This window comes from Streptomyces sp. NPDC040622 (genome assembly GCF_055593965.1).
This window is the reverse complement of sequence record NZ_JBVIXD010000007.1, coordinates 18,680-37,141: the sequence shown is the minus strand read 5'-3', so window position 1 is coordinate 37,141 and position 18,462 is coordinate 18,680. Positions and strand designations below refer to the sequence as shown.

12 protein-coding genes are annotated in these 18,462 nt (G+C 73.5%); 6 read left to right on the top strand and 6 right to left on the bottom strand.

Annotated features, from left to right (window positions below; genetic code table 11):
* Window positions 1-77: 77 nt before the first annotated feature.
* Window positions 78-4,721: a hypothetical protein gene (locus tag ACZ592_RS20650; RefSeq protein ID WP_471583042.1), complete on the top strand. Its 4,644-nt coding sequence runs from the start codon at window positions 78-80 to the stop codon at window positions 4,719-4,721.
* Here the strand turns inward: ACZ592_RS20650 and ACZ592_RS20645 are convergent.
* The 5 genes from ACZ592_RS20645 to ACZ592_RS20625 form a co-directional block, all read right to left on the bottom strand.
* Window positions 4,714-5,835, bottom strand: a complete 1,122-nt coding sequence (locus ACZ592_RS20645) for an aromatic ring-hydroxylating oxygenase subunit alpha (protein WP_471583041.1) — start codon at window positions 5,833-5,835, stop codon at window positions 4,714-4,716. The two genes, ACZ592_RS20650 and ACZ592_RS20645, sit on opposite strands and share 8 nt — an antisense overlap.
* 14 nt (window positions 5,836-5,849) lie before the next feature.
* A complete protein-coding gene (solA, locus tag ACZ592_RS20640; RefSeq protein WP_471583040.1) occupies window positions 5,850-7,004 on the bottom strand; it encodes an N-methyl-L-tryptophan oxidase in 1,155 nt (384 codons plus the stop codon).
* A gap of 16 nt (window positions 7,005-7,020) precedes the next feature.
* Complete coding sequence (locus ACZ592_RS20635) at window positions 7,021-9,465, bottom strand: GcvT family protein (protein WP_471583039.1); 2,445 nt, start codon at window positions 9,463-9,465, stop codon at window positions 7,021-7,023.
* Window positions 9,462-10,547 carry an S-(hydroxymethyl)mycothiol dehydrogenase gene (locus ACZ592_RS20630; RefSeq protein ID WP_471583038.1) on the bottom strand — a complete coding sequence of 362 codons (1,086 nt, stop codon included), beginning with the start codon at window positions 10,545-10,547 and terminating at the stop codon, window positions 9,462-9,464. Before ACZ592_RS20630 ends, ACZ592_RS20635 begins: the two co-directional genes overlap by 4 nt.
* Window positions 10,548-10,918: 371 nt before the next feature.
* A complete protein-coding gene (locus ACZ592_RS20625; RefSeq protein ID WP_471583037.1) occupies window positions 10,919-11,761 on the bottom strand; it encodes an IclR family transcriptional regulator in 843 nt (280 codons plus the stop codon).
* Window positions 11,762-11,951: 190 nt separating this feature from the next.
* Here ACZ592_RS20625 and ACZ592_RS20620 point away from each other — a divergent pair, with 190 nt between their 5' ends.
* Together ACZ592_RS20620 and ACZ592_RS20615 are read left to right on the top strand one after the other, a co-directional pair.
* Window positions 11,952-12,299 carry a bifunctional 3-phenylpropionate/cinnamic acid dioxygenase ferredoxin subunit gene (locus ACZ592_RS20620; RefSeq protein ID WP_471583036.1) on the top strand — a complete coding sequence of 116 codons (348 nt, stop codon included), beginning with the start codon at window positions 11,952-11,954 and terminating at the stop codon, window positions 12,297-12,299.
* Window positions 12,296-13,519, top strand: coding sequence for an NAD(P)/FAD-dependent oxidoreductase (locus ACZ592_RS20615; RefSeq protein ID WP_471583035.1), 1,224 nt, complete (start codon window positions 12,296-12,298; stop codon window positions 13,517-13,519). The genes ACZ592_RS20620 and ACZ592_RS20615 overlap by 4 nt, the downstream gene beginning before the upstream one ends.
* A 50-nt stretch (window positions 13,520-13,569) precedes the next feature.
* Here the strand turns inward: ACZ592_RS20615 and ACZ592_RS20610 are convergent, their stop codons facing one another.
* Complete coding sequence (locus ACZ592_RS20610) at window positions 13,570-14,202, bottom strand: hypothetical protein (RefSeq protein ID WP_471583034.1); 633 nt, start codon at window positions 14,200-14,202, stop codon at window positions 13,570-13,572.
* Between the two features lie 393 nt (window positions 14,203-14,595).
* On the opposite strand from ACZ592_RS20610, the gene ACZ592_RS20605 reads away from it, so the two are divergent.
* The 3 genes from ACZ592_RS20605 (at window position 14,596) to ACZ592_RS20595 (ending at window position 18,443) form a co-directional block, all read left to right on the top strand.
* A complete protein-coding gene (locus tag ACZ592_RS20605; RefSeq protein ID WP_471583033.1) occupies window positions 14,596-17,550 on the top strand; it encodes a sensor histidine kinase in 2,955 nt (984 codons plus the stop codon).
* A complete protein-coding gene (locus tag ACZ592_RS20600; protein ID WP_150165449.1) occupies window positions 17,547-17,987 on the top strand; it encodes a roadblock/LC7 domain-containing protein in 441 nt (146 codons plus the stop codon). Before ACZ592_RS20605 ends, ACZ592_RS20600 begins: the two co-directional genes overlap by 4 nt.
* A 69-nt stretch (window positions 17,988-18,056) precedes the next feature.
* Entirely contained in the window at window positions 18,057-18,443 is a 387-nt protein-coding gene (locus ACZ592_RS20595) for a DUF742 domain-containing protein (protein ID WP_471583032.1), read from the top strand.
* The last annotated feature ends 19 nt before the right edge of the window (window positions 18,444-18,462 follow it).

Below are 18,462 nucleotides of genomic sequence, written 5' to 3'. Positions count from 1 at the left end.
CCGGCCCGCGGGCCCCACCCCGCGCCCCCTGCACCTTTCCTGCCGTCCCGCACGACTTACGACGAGAGTCCGCCGCCATGTACGAGCTGTCCCGGGTCCGCCTCTACTCCATCGGTCCGGCCGGTGCGCGCTACGCCGACACCGTGCTCGACCTGCGCGGCGTCGGCGCGGAGGTGCCCGACCCCGCGCCCACCCAGGCGGAGTTCTTCGAGGACGAGCCGGTCGGCCCGCCGCGCCGCCCCGCGCCCGCGGGCGTGCTCTTCCTTGAGAACGGCGGCGGCAAGTCCGTCCTGCTCAAGCTGATCTTCTCGGTCATGCTCCCGGGACACCGCAACACCCTCGGCGGCGCCAGCTCCGGCGTGCTGCGCAAGTTCCTGCTCGCCGACGACTGCGGCCACGTCGCCCTGGAGTGGCAGCACACCCTGACCGGCGAGTGCGTCGTCGTCGGCAAGGTCAGCGAGTGGCGCGGCAGGCAGGTCTCCAACGACCCGCGGAAGTTCGCCGAGGCCTGGTACTCCTTCCGGCCGGGACCCGGCATGAGCCTGGACTCGCTGCCCGTCGCCGAGTCCACCGCCGTACGCCCGTCGGCGGAGGGCGCATCGGGCGCCCAGGGCAGGCGGCGCACCATGAAGGGCTTCCGCGACGCGATGACCGATGCGGTCAAGGCCTACCCCCACCTCGAAGTGCACTGGGAAGAGATCCACGACCGCTGGAACGAACACCTCGGCGAGCTCGGCCTGGACCCCGAACTCTTCCGCTACCAGCGGGAGATGAACGCCGACGAGGGTGAGGCCGCGGGCCTCTTCGCCGTCAAGAAGGACTCCGACTTCACCGACCTGCTGCTGCGTGCCGTCACCGACACCCGTGACACGGACGGCCTCGCCGACCTCGTCCACGGCTTCGGCAACAAGCTCGGCCGCCGCGCCGAGCTGATGGCCGAACGGGACTTCACCGCGGGCTCCGTCGACCTGCTCGGCCGCATCGTCGACGCCGCCGACACGCGCTCCCGCGCGCGTGACGTGCACGCGGGCGCCGAGCGCCGCACCCGGACCCTGGCCCGCCGCCTCTCCGCACGCGGCGTCGAGGAGCGGGGCCGCGCCGCCGAGCTGGCCGAGCAGGTCACCGCCGCCGCCCACACCGTCACCGAGGCCGAGCGGGCCCGCGGCAAAAGCGCCCTGATCTCCGCCGAACTCGCCTACCGGCACGCCTCCCTGGCCCTCACCGTCGCCGAGAAGGCCGCCGCCGCCCAGCGCCGCGAGCTGGCGGACGCGCGCACCCTGCACTCCGCCTGGCAGGCCGCCGAAGCCGTACTGCGCCACCGTGCCGCCGCCGACCGCTCCGCGCGCGTGGCCGCCGCGATCCGCGAGGCCGAGAGGGACGCGGCGCCCGCGCTCGCCGCCCGCGCGGAGGCCGCGTCCGACCTCGTCCGCGCCCTGCACACCGCGGCAGAAGGCGCGGAGAACCTCGCGAACGAGGAGGAGGAGCGCTCCGCCGCCCTCCAGGAGACCGGCGAGGCCGCCCACCGCGACGCGACCGCCGCCGCCACCGAGGCACAGCGGGCCCGCAGCGAGCTCGGACACCTGAAGCAGCGCCTCAGCGAGGTCGAGCAGGAGACCGCGGAGGCCGTCCGCGCGGGCTGGCTCGACGACACCGCCCCCGACGCCGACCCGGCGCGCGCCGCCCTCGCCGCGAGCGACGCCGAGAAGACCACCGTCGCCGCGTGGGACACCGCCCGCGAGGCGGCCCGCCGCGCCGCCGACCACGCCAAGGAAACAGCCGCCACCGAGGCCCGCGCCGAGCTCACCGCCGCCCGCGCCTCGGACGCCGCGACCGGCGCCGAGGCCGCCCTCGACGCCGAGCGCCGCGCCGCCGAGTCCATCGCGTGCGAGCAGCGGCTGGCCGAGCTGCTGAGCCTGCCGACCGAGAGCGGCGGCGTGCCGCAGCCCCGCGCCGGGGCCGAGGCCCCCGCCGAGGCGCCCCTCGGGGGCGGCGCCCTCTCCGTGGCGGAGCTCGACCGCTCCGCGGACGACCTGCGCACCCTCCTCGAAGACGGCGTCGCAGGCGCCGAGCGGCAGCTGTTCGAGCTGCGCACCGCGGCCGCCGACGACTCCCGCATCCTCGGCGCACTCGGCGACGGCGGGCTGCTGCCCCCGGGCCCCGACGTGCTGGCCACCGTCGAGTTCCTCGGCGAGCACGGCATCCCCGCGCTGCCCGGCTGGCGCTACCTGGCCCAGGCCGTCGACCCCGCCGACCACGCGCGCGTGCTCGCCGCCCGGCCCGAGCTGGTCGACGGCGTGGTCATCACGGACCCGGACACGCACGCCCGCGCCCGCGATGCCCTCGCGGACGCCGCCCTGCTGCCCCGGTCCGCCGTCGCCGTCGGCACCGCCGCCGCGCTCCTCGCCCCCACCCCCGGCGAGCAGGCGGCGGACAGCGGCGTCTTCCTCGTACCGCCGAACCCGGCCATGCACGACGAGCACGCCGCCGACGAGGAACGCCAGGCGCTGCGCGCGCGGGCCGCCCGGCGGGACGAGGAGATCCGGGCGCTCGCCGTCCGGCTCGCCAAGGACCGTGAGCTCGCCGCCCGCCTCGCCTCCTGGCGCACCGGCTGCCCGAGCGGCCGCCTTCTCGAGCTCGCCACCGCCGCCGAGGAGGCGCGCACCTTCGCCGAGGAGGCCGAGGCGGAGCTCGCCGAGGCCCGCACCGCGCGCGCCGAGGCCGACGAGGCGGCGAGCGAGGCGGCCCGCGTGCGCGACGAGCGCCAGGAGGCCGCCCAGCGTGCCCGGCGCGCCGCCGACGCCCTCGCGGGCCTCGCCTTCAGGCTCCGCGAGCGGGCCGGCTGGCAGGCCAAGTTGCGCGAACTGGCCGACGACGCCGTCGAGTCCGAGGGCCGGGCCCAGACCTGCCTGGACCGTGCCCGCGCCGCCGACGAGGACCGCCGCGCCGCCCAGCGCGCCGCCGACGACGCCCGCCGCACCGCCCGCGCGCTGCGCGCCGAGCGCGCCGAGATCGCCGGCGCCCCGGAGGACGTGCCGGAGAAGAGCGATGCCCCCAAGTCGTCGCTGCCCGCCCTGCGCGAGGCCTACCGCGCCGCGTCCCAGCTCTACGAGAAGGTGGGCGTCGGCGCCGACCTCCGTGCCGAACAGGCCCGCGCCGAGAGCGACGAGAGCGCCGCCCTCGCCGAACTCGACCGGCTCAGCAACAAGGTCCGCACCCGTGCGGCCCTCCTCCTCGAAGGCACCGACGGCTCCGACGGGCCGTCCCGGCAGGCCGCCGCCGCGCGCGCGGAGGCCCAGGTCCAGCTCATCGAGGCCCGCGCCTCCACCGCGAGCGAGCGGCTCGGCCGGCTGCGCGGCGAGGCCGAGCGGCACGCCCCGCAGGACGGCGACGCCCACACCGAGCTCTCCGCCGGCCTCGTCCCCGCCGACGCCGAGCAGGCCCAAACGCTCCTGCGCACCGCCACCGGCGAACTGGCCTCCCACACCGACGCGTTGAGCCGCGCCAAGGAGGCCCACGCCGCACTGCTGCACACCCACCGCGTCACCGAGGACGCCGCGGGCGGCTTCGACGAGACCGCGGCGCTGCTGCGCGACCTCCTGCGCGAGCACCAGGACGAAGAGGCCGAAGAGACCCCCGAGGTCTACCCCGGCTCCATCGAAGAGGCCCGCCAGGCGGCCGCCGAGACCCGCCGCTCCCTGCGCGGCTGCGCCGCCGACCTGTCGACGGCCGAGTCCGCCGTCCGCGAGGCCAGCGACATCCTCGTGCGCCACGCGAACTCCACCCGGTACGAGCAGGTGCGCACGCCCGCCCGCCAGCAGATCCGCGAACTGCCCGCCTCCGCGCTGCCCGAGCACGCCAAGAAGTGGGCCGACGCCTTCGCGCCCCGGCTCCGGGTCCTCACCGACGAGTTGGAGCAGCTGGAGCGCAACCGCGACAGCATCGTCGACCGCCTGCGCGGGCTCGTCGAGTCCGCGCTCGCGACTCTGCGCTCCGCCCAGCGCCTGTCCCGGCTGCCCGAGGGCCTCGGGGAGTGGTCGGGCCAGGAGTTCCTGCGGGTCCGCTTCGAGGAGCCCGACCAGGCCACGCTCGTCGAGCGGCTCGGCGAGGTCATCGACGAGGCCACGCGCGCGGCCGTCAAGAAGAACTCCGACATGCGGCGCGACGGCATGTCCCTGCTGCTGCGCGGGGTCCAGGCCGCCCTGGAGCCGCGCGGGGTCGCCGTCGAGATCCTCAAGCCGGACGCCGTGCTGCGCGCCGAGCGCGTCCCGGTCGGGCAGATGGGCGACGTGTTCTCCGGCGGCCAGCTGCTGACCGCCGCCATCGCCCTGTACTGCACGATGGCCGCCCTGCGCAGCAACGACCGGGGCCGCGACAAGCACCGCCACGCCGGCACGCTCTTCCTGGACAACCCCATCGGCCGCGCCAACGCGACCTACCTCCTGGAGCTCCAGCGGGCCGTCTCGGACGCGCTCGGCGTGCAGCTGCTTTACACGACCGGCCTGTTCGACACGACCGCGCTCGCGGAGTTCCCGCTGGTCATCCGGTTGCGGAATGACGCGGACCTGCGGGCCGGCCTGAAGTACATCAGCGTCGAGGAGCACCTGCGCCCGGGCCTGCCGCAGCAGGACCCGGACGGCGAGACGGTGCACGGCGAGATCACGGCCACGCGGATGTACAAGCGCCCCACCTCCGCGCAGGCCGCTCCGGCGGCCACTACGTAGCGAGCTGTTTCGTCAGCCATTCGTGGAACAGCCCGATGTGGTGCTCGGTCGGCACCAGCACCCCGCCCGCGCGGTAGGCGCGTGACGCCATCGCGGGCTGGGTGCGCTCGCAGGCCTCGAAGTCCTGCGTGTTGACCCGGTGGAAGAGCTCCACGGAGTGCGTCAGGTCGACGCCGGACGCGACGACGTCGGGCGCGTACAGCCAGTCGCACTCGACGGCCGTGCGGTCCTCGGCCAGCGGGAACATCCGGTGCAGGATGACGTGGTCCGGCACGAGATTGATGAACACCGTCGGCTTCACGGTGATCGCGTAGTAGCGGCGGTCCTGGTCGGGCGCGACCTCGGGGAGCCGGCCGAAGCCCGCGCCGCCGTCCACGGTGAAGCCGTCGACCTCCTCGCCGAACGCGGCACCGTGCCCCACGTAGTACTGCGCGGCGAAACCGTCCGCGAACTCTGGCAGGACGTCGGTCAGTTCGGGGTGGATGGTCGCGCAGTGGTAGCACTCCATGAAGTTCTCGACGATCAGCTTCCAGTTGGCGCGCACGTCGTAGGTGACGCGCTTGCCGAGGGCGAGGCGTTCGGTGCCGTAGCGCTCGATGGACGCCGCGTCGCCGAGCCGTTCCACCGCCGCGCCGATCACGGTCTCCTCGAAGGAGGGCGGTTCGTCGGCCAGGCACACCCAGGCGTAGCCGAGCCACTCCCGCAGGGCCACCTTCACCAGGCCGTACGCGGCACGGTCGACGTCCGGCATCCTCACCAGGTTGGGCGCGGCGATCAGTCTGCCGTCCAGGTCGTACGTCCAGGCGTGGTACGGGCACTGCAGGGCGCGGCGCACCTGGCCGGACTCCTCGGTGCACAGGCGGGCGCCGCGGTGGCGGCATACGTTGAGGAAGGCACGGAGCTCCCCGGTGCGGGTGCGGGTCACCAGGACGCTCTCGCGGCCGACCCGCACGGTGCGGAAGGCACCCGGCCCGTCGAGGTCGGCGGAGCGCACCGCGCAGAACCAGAGCGCTTCGAAGACGCGCTCCTGCTCCTGCCGGAAGATCTCCGGGTCGGTGTAGTAGCGCCCGGGGAGGGTCGCGAGGAGACTCGGCGGCAAAGGGGTCGTCGGCACGGTTCTCGTACTCCTCAGACAGGCGTGGCGGCGAGGCGGCCGGGGTCGAAAAGCTCGATGGGATGCCCGGTGGCGCCGTCCAGCGCCAGGTCGGCGAGGATCTCCCCGACCACCGGGACGAACTTGAAGCCGTGCCCGGAGAAGCCGGCCGCGACGGTGACCGATCCGGGGTGCGCCGGATGCCGGGCGATGACGAAGTGCTCGTCGGGTGTGTTGGAGTACATGCAGGTGGCGGCCTTGAGGAAACGGCCGGGGAGAGCGGGGATCAGCTGTCTCACCTGCCCGGCCATGGTGGCGACCTCGTGGTCGTGGACCGTCCGCTCGATGGTCTCCGGCGTACAGGGCGTGCCCTTGCGGAAGAAGGCGACCTTCGCGCCGAGGTCGGGCCCGTCGATGGCGGGGAAGCCGTAGACCTGGACGCCCCGGTCGTCCTCCCAGATGTAGATCGGGTGGTTCGCCGCCTCGAAGGGCCGCACGCCGCCGGTGGGCTGGAACCAGTACATGACCTGCCGTTCGATGGTGAACGGCACGCCCAGGTCGGTCAGGAGTCCGGGCGCCCACGCGCCCGGACAGATCACCAACTGTCCGGCCGTGTAGACGTCCTCCGCCGTGTGCACGCGCACGCCGTCGCGGTACGGCTCCCAGCGGGTCATCGGCTCCTCGAAGTGCAGGTCGGCGCCGTGCCGCGTGGCCAGCTGAAGGTGGGCGGCCACGGTGCTCTCGGGGCGGACCAGGCCGGCCCGTGCCTCGTACAGCGCCACGTCGCCGTCGTGCGGCGTGAGGGTCGGGAAGCGGCGCCGGATCTCCTTCGCGTCGAGCATCTCGTGGGGCAGGTCCCACCGTTCGGCGGAGAGCCGTGAACCGGAGACCGTGCGGCTGTCGGGGCGGCCGAGCATCACGCCGCCGCACAGGGTCGCGACGTGGCGCCCGGTGTCGTGTTCGAGGCGGTCGTAGAGCTCGTAGGCGCGCAGCAGCAGCGGTACGTAGGCGGGGTCCTCGAAGTAGGACTGCCGGGTGATGCGGGACCCGCCGTGACTGGAACCGCGGTGGTGCACCGGGCCGAACTTCTCCAGGCCCAGCACGCGGGCGCCGCGCGCGGACAGGTGGTGGGCGGCGGCGCTGCCCATGCCGCCGAGGCCGATCACGATCACGTCGAAGGTGGGGGACACCTGTGCCTCCTGGCGGCTAGCGGCGGATCCGGGTCATCTCGGGGTCGAACAGCGGTTCCTCGGCGACGGTCGCGGGCACCTTCTCGCCGAAGTACTCGACGTGCACGCCGGTGCCCGCCTCCAGGGGCGGCAGCCAGGCGTAGGCGACGCACCGGCCCAGCGTGTAGCCGTACGAGGCGCTGGTGACGTATCCGGCGGGCGCGCCGTCGACGTACACAGGCTCCTTGCCGAGGACGACGGCGGCGGGGTCGTCGAGAAGCAGCGCGGTCAGTTTCCGGGTGGGCGGCCCGAGGCCTTCGAGCGCCGAACGCCCCACGAAGTCGCCCTTGTTCATGCGGACCGCGAAGCCGACACCCGCCTCGTAGGGGTGGTGTTCGGTGGTCATGTCGTGGCCCCAGGCGCGGTATCCCTTCTCCAGGCGCAGGCTGTTGAAGGCGGAGCGCCCGGCCGCGATCACGCCGTGCGCGCGCCCCGCCTCCCACAGCGTGTCCCACAGGCGCAGCCCCAGGTCGGCGGTGGTGTACAGCTCCCAGCCCAGTTCACCGACGTACGACAGGCGCAGGGCGGTCACCGGGACGTGCCCGATGTACGTCTCCTTGGCCCTGAAGTAGCCGAACGCCTCGTGGGAGAAGTTGTCGCGGGTCAGTGGCTGCACGAGTGAGCGGGCCAGCGGTCCCCAGACGCCGACGCAGCAGGTCCCGGAGGTGATGTCCCGCAGGTGGACGTCGTCGGGGGCGTGTCGCAGCAGCCAGTCCAGGTCGGCGGGGGAGTTGGCGCCCACCTGGAACCGGTCCGGGGCGAGCCGGGCCACGGTCAGGTCCGAGCGGATGCCGCCGGCGTCGTCGAGGAGCAGCGTGTACGTGACGGAACCGGGCTTCTTGGCGAGGTTGTTGGAGGTCATGCGCTGCAGGAAGGCGAGCGAGCCGGGGCCCGTGACCTCCAGGCGGCGCAGCGGCGTCATGTCGTAGAGGGCGACGCGCTCGCGGGTGGCGTGCGCCTCGGCCGCCGCGATCGGGGACCAGTACCGGGCCGCCCAGGCATCGCGTCCGGGCACCTCGATGTCCTGGGCCAGCGGCGCGTTGGCCTCGTACCAGTGCGGACGCTCCCAGCCGCCGCCCTCCAGGAAGACGGCGCCCAGCTCCTGCTGACGGGCGTGGAAGGGGCTGACGCGCAGGGGGCGCGGCCGGTCCATCGGTTGGAGCGGGTGGATGACGTCGTAGACCTCGACGAACTGCTGTGCGCCGCGCTCGGCCACGTACGCGGGGGAGCGCTGGGCGTCCTCGAAGCGCGTCAGCTCGCATTCGTGCAGGTCGAGCGAGGGCCGCCCGTCGACCATCCACTCGGCGACCGCCTTGGCGACGCCCGCGGAGTGGGTGACCCACACGGCCTCGGCCAGCCAGAAGCCGCGCAGCGCACGGGACTCGCCGAGCACCGGCATACCGTCGGGAGTGAAGGAGAAGACCCCGTTGAAGCCCTCCTCGATCTCCGCGTCCTTCAGGGCGGGGAGCAGCCCGCGACAGTCCTCCCAGCTCGGCGCGAAGTCCTCCGCGGTGAAGGGGTACGAGGACGGCATGCCCTCGGCGTCGTCGTAGGCAGGAACCGTGAACGGGTCGACGGGGAGCGGCCGATGGGCGTACGAGCCGATGCCGATGCGGTCGCCGTGCTCACGGAAGTACAGGTCACGGTCCTGGAAGCGGAGGATCGGCCGCGACGCCTCCGTACGTGGGTCGTCGCCCCCCGCGAGCTCGGGCAGCGGAGCCGTCTTCACGTACTGGTGGGCGAGCGGCAGCAGCGGGACGTCGACCCCGGCCATCCGCCCGATCACCGGCCCCCAGAATCCGGCGGCCGAGACCACGTGGTCGGCGGGGAAGGTGCCGCGGTCGGTGACGACGGCGGTGACCCGGCCGCCCTCGCGCTCGATGCCCGTCACGGTGTGCCGGTCGAGAAAACGTGCTCCACGCGTGCGTGCCCGTTCCAGTTGCGCCCGGCAGGCGGGCACGGCGCGGGCCAGGCCGTCGTCGGGCGTGTACAGGCCGCCGTACAGCAGGCTCTCGTCGACCAAGGGCCACAGTTCCTTGCAGCGTGCGGGGCCGACGAGCTCGGCACGGATACCCCAGGCGGCGGCGAATCCGGCCTTGCGGTGCAGGTCGGCCCGACGTTCGGGCGTGGTGGCCAGTTCCAGGCCGCCGACGGGGTGGAAGCAGGGCAGACCGTCCACCTCAAGGGCGTTGAACTTCTCCACGGTGTACGCGGCGAACGCCGTCATCGTCTTGGACGGGCCGGTCCGGAAGACCAGGCCCGGCGCGTGCGAGGTGGAGCCGCCCGGGGCGGGCAGCGGCCCCTGCTCCAGGACGGTGACGTCGGTCCAGCCGCGGGCGGTCAGCTCGTCGGCGAGGGAGCAGCCGACGATGCCGGCGCCGATGACGACCACCCGGGGGCCCCGGGCCTCGCGGCCGGTCACAGGACCACCACCGATCGCAGCACCTCGCCCCGGTGCATCCGTGCGAAGGCCTCCTCCACCTGATCGAGGGGGATCGTCTCGGAGACGAAGCCGCCCAGGTCGAGGCGGCGGCTCAGGTACTGGTCGACGAGGATCGGGAAGTCGCGGGTGGGCAGACAGTCCCCGTACCAGGACGACTTCAGCGCGCCGCCGCGCGAGAACAGCTCGATCAGCGGCAGCTCGACCTTCATCTCGGGGTCGGGCACACCGACCTGGACGAGCACGCCCGCCAAGTCCCGCATGGCGAAGGCCTGCTGATACGTCGACGGGGTGCCGACCGCGTCGATCGCGACGTCGACACCGTGCCCGCCGGTCAGCTCGCGGACCGCCGAAACCGGTTCCGTGCCGCGTGAGTTGACCGTGTGCGTGGCGCCGAACCGAGTCGCCCCGTCCAGCTTCGCGTCGTCGATGTCGAGGGCGATCACGCGGCGCGCCCCGGCCAGCGACGCCCCGGCGATCGCCGCGTTCCCGACGCCTCCGCAGCCGATGACGGCGACGGTGTCGCCTCGGCCCACCCCGCCGGTGTTCACCGCGGCCCCGTACCCCGCCATCACGCCGCAGCCGATCAGGGCGACGGCCTCGGGGCGGGCCGCCGGGTCGACCTTCACGGCCTGTCCCGCGGCGACCAGCGTCTTCTCGGCGAAGGCGCCGATGCCGAGGGCGGGGCTCAGCGCCGTGCCGTCCATGAGCATCATGGGCTGCGCGGCATTGCGCGAGTCGAAGCAGTACCAGGGGCGGCCGCGCAGGCAGGAGCGGCAGGCTCCGCAGGGCGCGCGCCAGGCGATCACGACGCAGTCGCCGGGGGCGAGATCGGCGACGCCCGCGCCGACCGCCTCGACGGTGCCGGCCGCCTCGTGACCGAGCAGGAACGGGAAGTCGTCGTTGATCGCGCCTTCCCGGTAGTGCAGATCCGTGTGGCAGACCCCGCAGGCCTGTACGGAGACGAGTACCTCTCCCGGGCCGGGATCTGGCACGACGATCGTCTGCACCTCGACGGGTGCGCCCTTCTTCAGGGCGACGACGGCACGGACCTCGTGGGGCACGGCCAGGCTCCTCTGCTGTTGCGCACGGCGTGACGTAGTTGTTGCGTACTGCACGTTCGGTTGCGCTATGAGAGACATACTGGGAACGCCATCAAGAGGCCGTCAAGGGGGCGGAGTCAAGCCTTCGCAATTGAGGGGGAGCACGGGAAAGCACGCACGGGGGCGCGTGCGGACGGAACCGGGGAGCGTGGTGCGGGCGCCGCCGGGACACGCACCAGGGCGGGGCCGGAACGAACCGGCCCCGCCCTGGTGCGTGTGCGCTGCGACGTTCTCTCACGGCCGCCCCGGAGGCGCCTTGGGCGGCCGGGCTCCGCGGGCGGCCGGGCTCCGCGGGCGGCGCCGGGCCGTCGGGACGGCCGGGCCGCGGAACCTCAGAAGCCGTACCCCATCCGCCGGGAGAGCTCGACGGAGGCGGCGACCGTGCGCTTGGCGAGCTCGGTCAGCCGGTCCTCGGTCACCCGGTAGACGGGCCCCGACGCGCTGAGCGCCCCGATCACCTTGCCGTCGTGCGCGCGCACCGGCGCGGCGACCGCGGCGAGGCCCACCTCCAACTCCTCGACGGCGATGGCGAAGCCCTGCTCGACGACGGCCTCCAGCTCGCCGCGCAGCGCCACCGTGCCCGTCACCGTGTGGTCGGTCAGGCGGGGCAGGGTGCGCGCCATCAGGCCCTCGCGCAACGTCGTGGGCAGGTGCGCGAGCAGCACCTTTCCGCTGGATGTGGCGTGCAGCGGGGTACGCCGGCCCAGCCAGTTCTGCGCGGTCACCGAAGCCGGGCCGCGGGCCTGCATGATGTTGACCGCGGCGTCGTCGTCCAGGACCGCGATGTTGACCGTCTCGCCCAGCTCGTCGGCGAGTTCGCGGCAGACCGGGCCGCCCTCCTGCGAGATGTCCATGCGCACTGCCGCCGCCCCCGCGAGGCGGAGTACGCCCGCACCCAGGAAGTACTTCCCTCGGTCCTTCGCCTGGCCGACGAGGCCACGGTTCTCGAGTACGCCGAGGAGCCGGAAGGCCGTCGACTTGTGGACGGCCAACTCGTCGGCGATCTCGGTGACTCCGGCCTCGCCGAGCCGCGCGAGGATCTCCAGGACGCTCACCGCGCGGTCCACGGACTGGACGGATCCGGCGGCTCCCTTCGGCTGTTTCTCCCGCGGTCCGTCGCGCGGTTCGCCCCGGGGGGCCCTCTCCTGATCAGCCTGTTTCCGCTCGCCCGTCATATCTGAACTCTCACCACCTGGCGGCCTGTTGAAGCCGCGTCTTCGGGAAGCCCTTGACGCGATGGGCGCCCCACCCGGATTCTGTTGCGCATAGCGCTCCCTCGTGCGCCATGCGAAACATCATGTTACCGAAGGGTCTTGGCCCTCCAAGGGTCCAGGACCGGGCCGAATCACACCAAGAGGGGGGCCCATGATTCCCGTATGCCGCCTTGAAGACCTCCCCGAGGGCGAGTCCGTCCGACTCGACACCACACCGCCGGTCGCGGTGTTCCACGCCGAAGGTGAGCTCTTCGCCATCGACGACACGTGCAGCCACCAGGACGCGTCCCTGTCGGAAGGATGGCTGGAGGGCTGTCAGGTCGAATGCCCGCTGCACGCCGCGTCATTCGATCTCCGCACCGGCCTGCCCACCTGCCTGCCCGCGCGCCGCCCCGTGCGCACCCATCAGGTGTGCGTCCAGGAGGGCGTCGTCCACGTGCGCCTCGCCGTCGACGGGCTGGTCGCCCAGAGCTCCGCCGAGGAGGGATCCGCGGCATGAGGACGGTCATCGTGGTGGGCGCCTCGCTCGCCGGCCTGTACGCGGCACGGGAACTGCGCGCCCAGGGTTTCGACGGCCGCCTGGTCGTCGTCGGCGCCGAACCGCACGGGCCGTACGACCGGCCGCCGCTGTCCAAGGGCTTCCTCACCGGCGGCGCGGACGAGGAGCAACTCGCCCTGTCCGACGACGAGGAGACGGCCGAGCTCGCCGCGGAGTGGATCCTCGGCACCGGGGCGAGCGCCCTCGACGCGCGCGGCCGCACGGTCGTCCTCGCCGACGGGCGCACCCTGGCGGGCGACGGCGTGGTCATCGCCACCGGGGCGTCCGCCCGACGCCTTCCCGGGCCCCGGCTCGCGGGGGTGCACACCCTGCGCACCCTGGACGACGCCCGCGCCCTGCGGGCCGCGCTCACCCGCGGCCCCCGGCGCGCAGTGGTGATCGGTGGTGGCTTCGTCGGCGCCGAGACCGCGTCCTCGTGCGTGGCGCTCGGCCATGACGTCACGGTCGTCGAGGCCGCGCCGATGCCCCTGACTGCCCAGCTCGGCCCGGAGATGGCGGCGGTGTGCGCGGGGCTGCACGCGCGCGGCGGTGCGCGCCTCCTGACGGGAGTCGGAGTGACGGCGCTGCGGGGCGCGCCGGGGGCGGACGGCGAGAGCGGGGGAGGTGCGGCGGGGGCCGTCACCGCGGTGGAGCTGTCGGACGGCCGGATCCTGCCCGCCGACGTGGTCGTCGTCGGCATCGGCGCGGCCCCCAGCACGGGCTGGCTCACCGGCTCCCCTCTCGCCGTGGCCGACGGTGTCCTGTGCGACGACGGCTGCGTCACCACGCTGCCCCAGGTCGTCGCGGTGGGCGATGTCGCCAGGGTGGGCGGAATCCGCGCGGAGCACTGGACCAGCGCGACGGAGCAACCCCGTATCGCCGTCAGGAACCTGCTCGCGGGGCACACCGTCGAGGCGGCGCGTCCCCTGCCGTACTTCTGGTCGGACCAGTACGGATCCCGCGTGCAGTTCGCCGGACGCCGGGGCGACGGCGACAGCGTGCGCATCGCCGAGGGGTCGGCGGACACCCCGGGCGAGGGCGGCTTCCTCGCCGTGTACGAGCGCGCCGGCCGCACGACGGCGGTCCTCGCGGTCGACCGCGCCCGGCCGTTCATGAAGGCGCGCAGGGCGCTCGCCGCGGCCGGGGCCGCAGAACGCGCGACGCGGCCCGCCGGGGTCTGAAGGACCCGAACGGCGCCCTGGGCGAGGTGTCGCCCGCTCGTCGTCTCCGCTCAGGGGTGCGACAGCTGACCGGACCCGCCGTGCCTTGTTATGCGCTCCTTGCCGCGTGTCGTGGCCCGTGTCTGACGACGGGCCCGGCGCCGCTCGCGCCGCAGCCGGCGGGCCGTACTGCTCGGCATCGACACCACTCCGTGCCGCTGGTTCCAGACCTGGCGCGTCACCCATACGTCGAGCACGCCCCAAGTCGCCACGACCGTGCTGGCCACGCTGCTCAGCACCATGGGGAAGGAGAGCCAGGACCCCGCAAGGGCGGCGAGCACGGCGACCATCGCCTGCACGAGGGTGACCGCCACTATGATCACCGCCCGCACCGCGGACGTGCGCACCGGATCGGGCAGTCGCCGTCGGCGGGCGGGCTCCTCGACCCACAGCGGCGGCCGTTCCACCGTCGCGTCGCCCTCCCGCGCTTCACGCGTGCGTGGCCGGTGCTCCCGAGGGCTCTCCTCCCGTCGGCCGGACCGCTCCCGCGACACGTCGCGCGACCCCTGCCGTGCCTCGCCGCGCGCTTGCGGTACCTCGCCGTGCGCCTGCGCCGTGCCGGTGGTGCCACTCCCGGACGCCTGGTGGCGCTGTGCCGTGCCCATCATGTCGTCACTCCCCCCGATGCCTTGCGGCCGTTCCATCGGACACCCCCTGGGTCGACTCACCAGTGGCTGCCCTTTTTACTGCGCTTTACGCCGCCTGTCCGGCGGCGTGCCCTTGTTCCGTGGCGCTCTCCCTGTTGGACGAACGAGAGATCCGAAAGATTCCCGTTCCGGTTCCGTGGAGCGAAGAAATCAGGCCAACTGGCGTACGGGGTACGGCGGATGGGGCCGGGTGGCAGGTGCCGCATGCTGGGACGCAATCTCCCGTAATGGAGGGACAACTGGGGACGTCCCTTTCGCGTCACGGCTGAAAAGCGTTCGGATGCGCCTTCGAGTTGCCCGTGAGTCAGTAGTAGGCTCGCGCCGTTTGTTGACGCACATGTGTGCCCCTGGCCCGTGCAACGGCCTCAGGGGGCCGATCTGGGGGAGGCCATGCGCTTTCGCGGGAAGTCCATCCGCCGGAAGATCGTGGCGCTCTTGCTCGTGCCGCTGCTCTCCCTCACCGCCATCTGGGCCTTCGCCACGGTTGTCACCGGGCGTCAGGCGCTGAGCCTCATCGACACGGTCAACGTCGTCGACAAGCTCGCCTATCCGGTCGAGGACACGGCGCGCGTCATTCAGCAGGAGCGCCGCCAGACCCTCGTCTACCTCGCCGACCCGCGCGCGTCGGACGCCCTCGCCGCACTGCGCCGCAGTCGTACCGCGACCGACGGGATGATCGCCAAGATCCGGGCGAACGCCGAGGACAAGGACGTCCGCGAGAGCGTCAACGAGGACTCGCGCAGGGGCCTCGACGAGCTCGTCGAGGCGTTCAACGGCATCGAGCCGCTGCGCAGGAGCGTCGAAGAGGGCACGGTCAGCCGGGTCGGCGCCCTGAAGATGTACACCAAACTGATCGACCCCTACTTCAACCTCCTCAGCACCCTCAACGGCTTCTCCGGCCTCGACGACGTGCAGTACGACCAGCAGGGCCGGGCGCTCGTCGGCGCCACCCGCGCCCGTGAACTGCTCGCCCGGGAAGACGCGTTGATCGGCTCCGCGCTCGTCGCGGGACGGCTCACCAAGTCCGAGATCCAGCAGGCCACCGAGCTCCGCGCCCAGCGCACGCTCCTCTTCGAAGTGAACTTCGCACAGCTTCCCGAGGAGGACCGCGGCCGGTACGAGCGGTACTGGAACGGCGCCGAGACCACCCAGCTGCGCAAGGCGGAGAACGACATCATCGCGTCGGGTGCGGGTACGCCCCGCGCGATGACGGCCGCCCACTGGGACCAGGCGGCGGGGCGGGTCCTCAAGCAGCTCTCCGAGAGCAACAACGAGGCGACGGACCGTTTCCAGGACCGCGTCGAACCGGCGGCCGTCGGCGTCATCGTGCGCGTCATCGCGGCCGGTGTGCTCGGCCTCCTCGCGCTGCTGGTCTCGCTCTTCCTGTCCGTGCGCATCGGACGCAGCCTGGTCAGGGACCTGCGCCGGCTGCGCCTCGACGCCCACGAGGCCTCCGGCGTCCGGCTGCCGGGCGTGCTGCGCCGTCTCGCGGCCGGCGAGCAGGTCGACGTGGAGACCGAGGCGCCCCGGCTGACCTACGGCAAGGACGAGATCGGGCAGGTCGGGCAGGCCCTCAACACCCTGCAGCGCGCCGCCGTCGAGGCCACCGTCAAACAGGCCGACCTGCGCCGCGGCGTCTCCGAGGTCTTCGTCAACCTCGCCCGCCGCAGTCAGGTCCTGCTGCACAAGCAGCTCACCCTCCTGGACACCATGGAGCGCAGGACCGAGGACACCGACGAGCTCGCCGACCTCTTCCGCCTCGACCACCTGACCACCCGCATGCGACGGCACGCCGAGGGCCTCGTGATCCTCTCCGGCGCCGCCCCGTCCCGCCAGTGGCGCAAGCCCGTCCAGCTCATGGACGTCGTGCGCGCCGCCGTCGCCGAGGTCGAGGACTACGAGCGCATCGAGGTCCGCCGCCTGCCCCGCATCGCCGTCACCGGCCCCGCGGTCGCCGACCTCACGCACCTCATGGCGGAACTCCTGGAGAACGCCACGGTGTTCTCGCCGCCGCACACCGCGGTGCAGGTCCTCGGCGAGCACGTCGCCAACGGCTTCACCCTGGAGATCCACGACCGGGGCCTCGGCATGGCATCCGACGCGCTCCTGGACGCCAACCTGCGGCTCGCGGAGACCCCCGAGTTCGAACTGTCCGACACCGACCGGCTCGGCCTCTTCGTGGTCAGCAGGCTCGCGCAGCGCCAGCGCGTGCGCGTCTCCCTGCAGCCGTCCCCGTACGGCGGCACGACCGCGGTCGTCTTCATCCCCGAGTCGCTGCTCACCGACGACGTGCCCGACACCGGCGGCTTCCGGCTCGACCGGGGGCAGAGCAAGGAGGTCGCGCAGCGCACCGACCAGCCGGCCGACCGCGCGGCGGCACTCTCCCAGGTCCCCGTCCAACTGCCCGGCCTGCCCGCCTCGCTCCTCGACGGCCCCGTCGAACTGGAGGCACCCGTCGGCCTGGCGGACCTCGACACCTTCCCCGGCGCCCTGGACGACGAGGACAGCGAGCGCGGCGGCCTCTTCCGGCCGCGTCGCCGGGTGGCGGGCACCCCCGGCGAACAGCACCAGCAGGCCCGGGACGACCGCGAGCCGGTGCGCGCCGAGCCGGCCCGCGCCGAGTCCACGCCCGCCCACCTCGACGAGGACACCGAGGGCGAGCACGCGGAAGGGCCCGTTCCGCTGCCGCGCCGCAGGACCCCCAAGCTGGTCCGCTCGCACGGCCGCCCGGTCACGCACACCAGGCCGCAGGACAGCCGTTTCCCCGAAGGCCGCTCCCAGGACAGCCGTTTCCCCGACGACCGGCCCATCGAACCGGCCGCCGAGGACGACACCCCGAGGCGCCCGCGGTCGCAGCCTGCCTGGCCCGACCTGTCCCCGCCGCACCGGGACGTCACGGCCGTCGACGACACGCCGTCCGACCTGCCCCGCCGCGGCCGCCGCACGGCCATCCAGGACCGCTCCGCGCAGGACCGCTCCGCGCAGGACCGCTCCGCGCAGGACCGCGCCCACGAGGACCGCGCCCCCCGGACCGGAGCCGGCCCGCGCCCGGCAGGGACGCCCGGCCCCGCCCCCGCCGCGGACCCCGGCACCACCACGACCGCTCAGGGCGGACTGCCCCGCCGTGTCCGGCAGGCCAGCCTCGCCCGGCAGTTGAAGGACGGACCCGACCGCCGTTCCGACCGTGCCGCGACCCGGCCGGAGGAGCGGGACGCCGAAGAGGTACGCAGCCGCATGGCCTCGCTCCAGCGGGGCTGGCAGCGCGGCCGCGACGAGAACGCCGCGGGCGACGACGCCACGAACGGCACAGCACCAGGAACCACATCCGAGGGGGACGGTCGATGACCGCACCGAATGCCGACGCACGCACCACCACGACCGGGGGGCGGGGAGAGCTGAACTGGCTCCTCGACGACCTGGTGCAGCGCGTCGCCAGCATCCGCAAAGCGCTCGTGCTCTCCGGAGACGGCCTGCCGACCGGCGTGTCCAAGAACCTGACCAGAGAGGACAGCGAGCACCTGGCTGCCGTCGCCTCCGGGTTCCACAGCCTCGCCAAGGGCGTCGGACGGCACTTCGAGGCGGGCAGGGTCCGCCAGACCGTGGTCGAGCTGGACGACGCGTTCCTCTTCGTCACGGCCGCGGGCGACGGCAGCTGTCTCGCCGTGCTCGCGGACGCGGACTCCGACGTCGGCCTGGTCGCCTACGAAATGACGCTGCTGGTCAAGCGGGTGGGTGTGCATCTGGGGACGGCTCCGCGCACGGATCTGCCCGCCGGGGGGTAGTGGGAGGTCATGAATCACGACGGTCGAGGGAAGCAGAGAACGACAGAGGCCACGCGGAAATTAGCGGGAGTGCAAGAGTCACCCCGCTGGTTCGACGACGACGCCGGTCCCGTGGTGCGCCCGTACGCCATGACGCGCGGCCGCACCACGAGCCCCGGGCAGCACCGCCTCGACCTCATCGCGGTCGTCATCGCGGAGGCCCACGCGTGGGACGTCCCGGAGGCCGACCAGACGCTGTCACCGGAGCACGTGGACATCGTCGAGCTCTGCCGCGACACGCCCCAGTCGGTGGCCGAGCTCGCGGCCGAACTCGACCTGCCCATCGGCGTGGTGCGCGTCCTCATCGGCGATCTCGTCGACGACGAACTGGTGCACGTCACGCGTCCGGTACCGCCCGCCGAACTGCCGGACGAGAGTATTCTGCGCGACGTGATCAGCGGCCTCCGGGCGCTCTGAGCAGCGCGGAAGCGGGAGT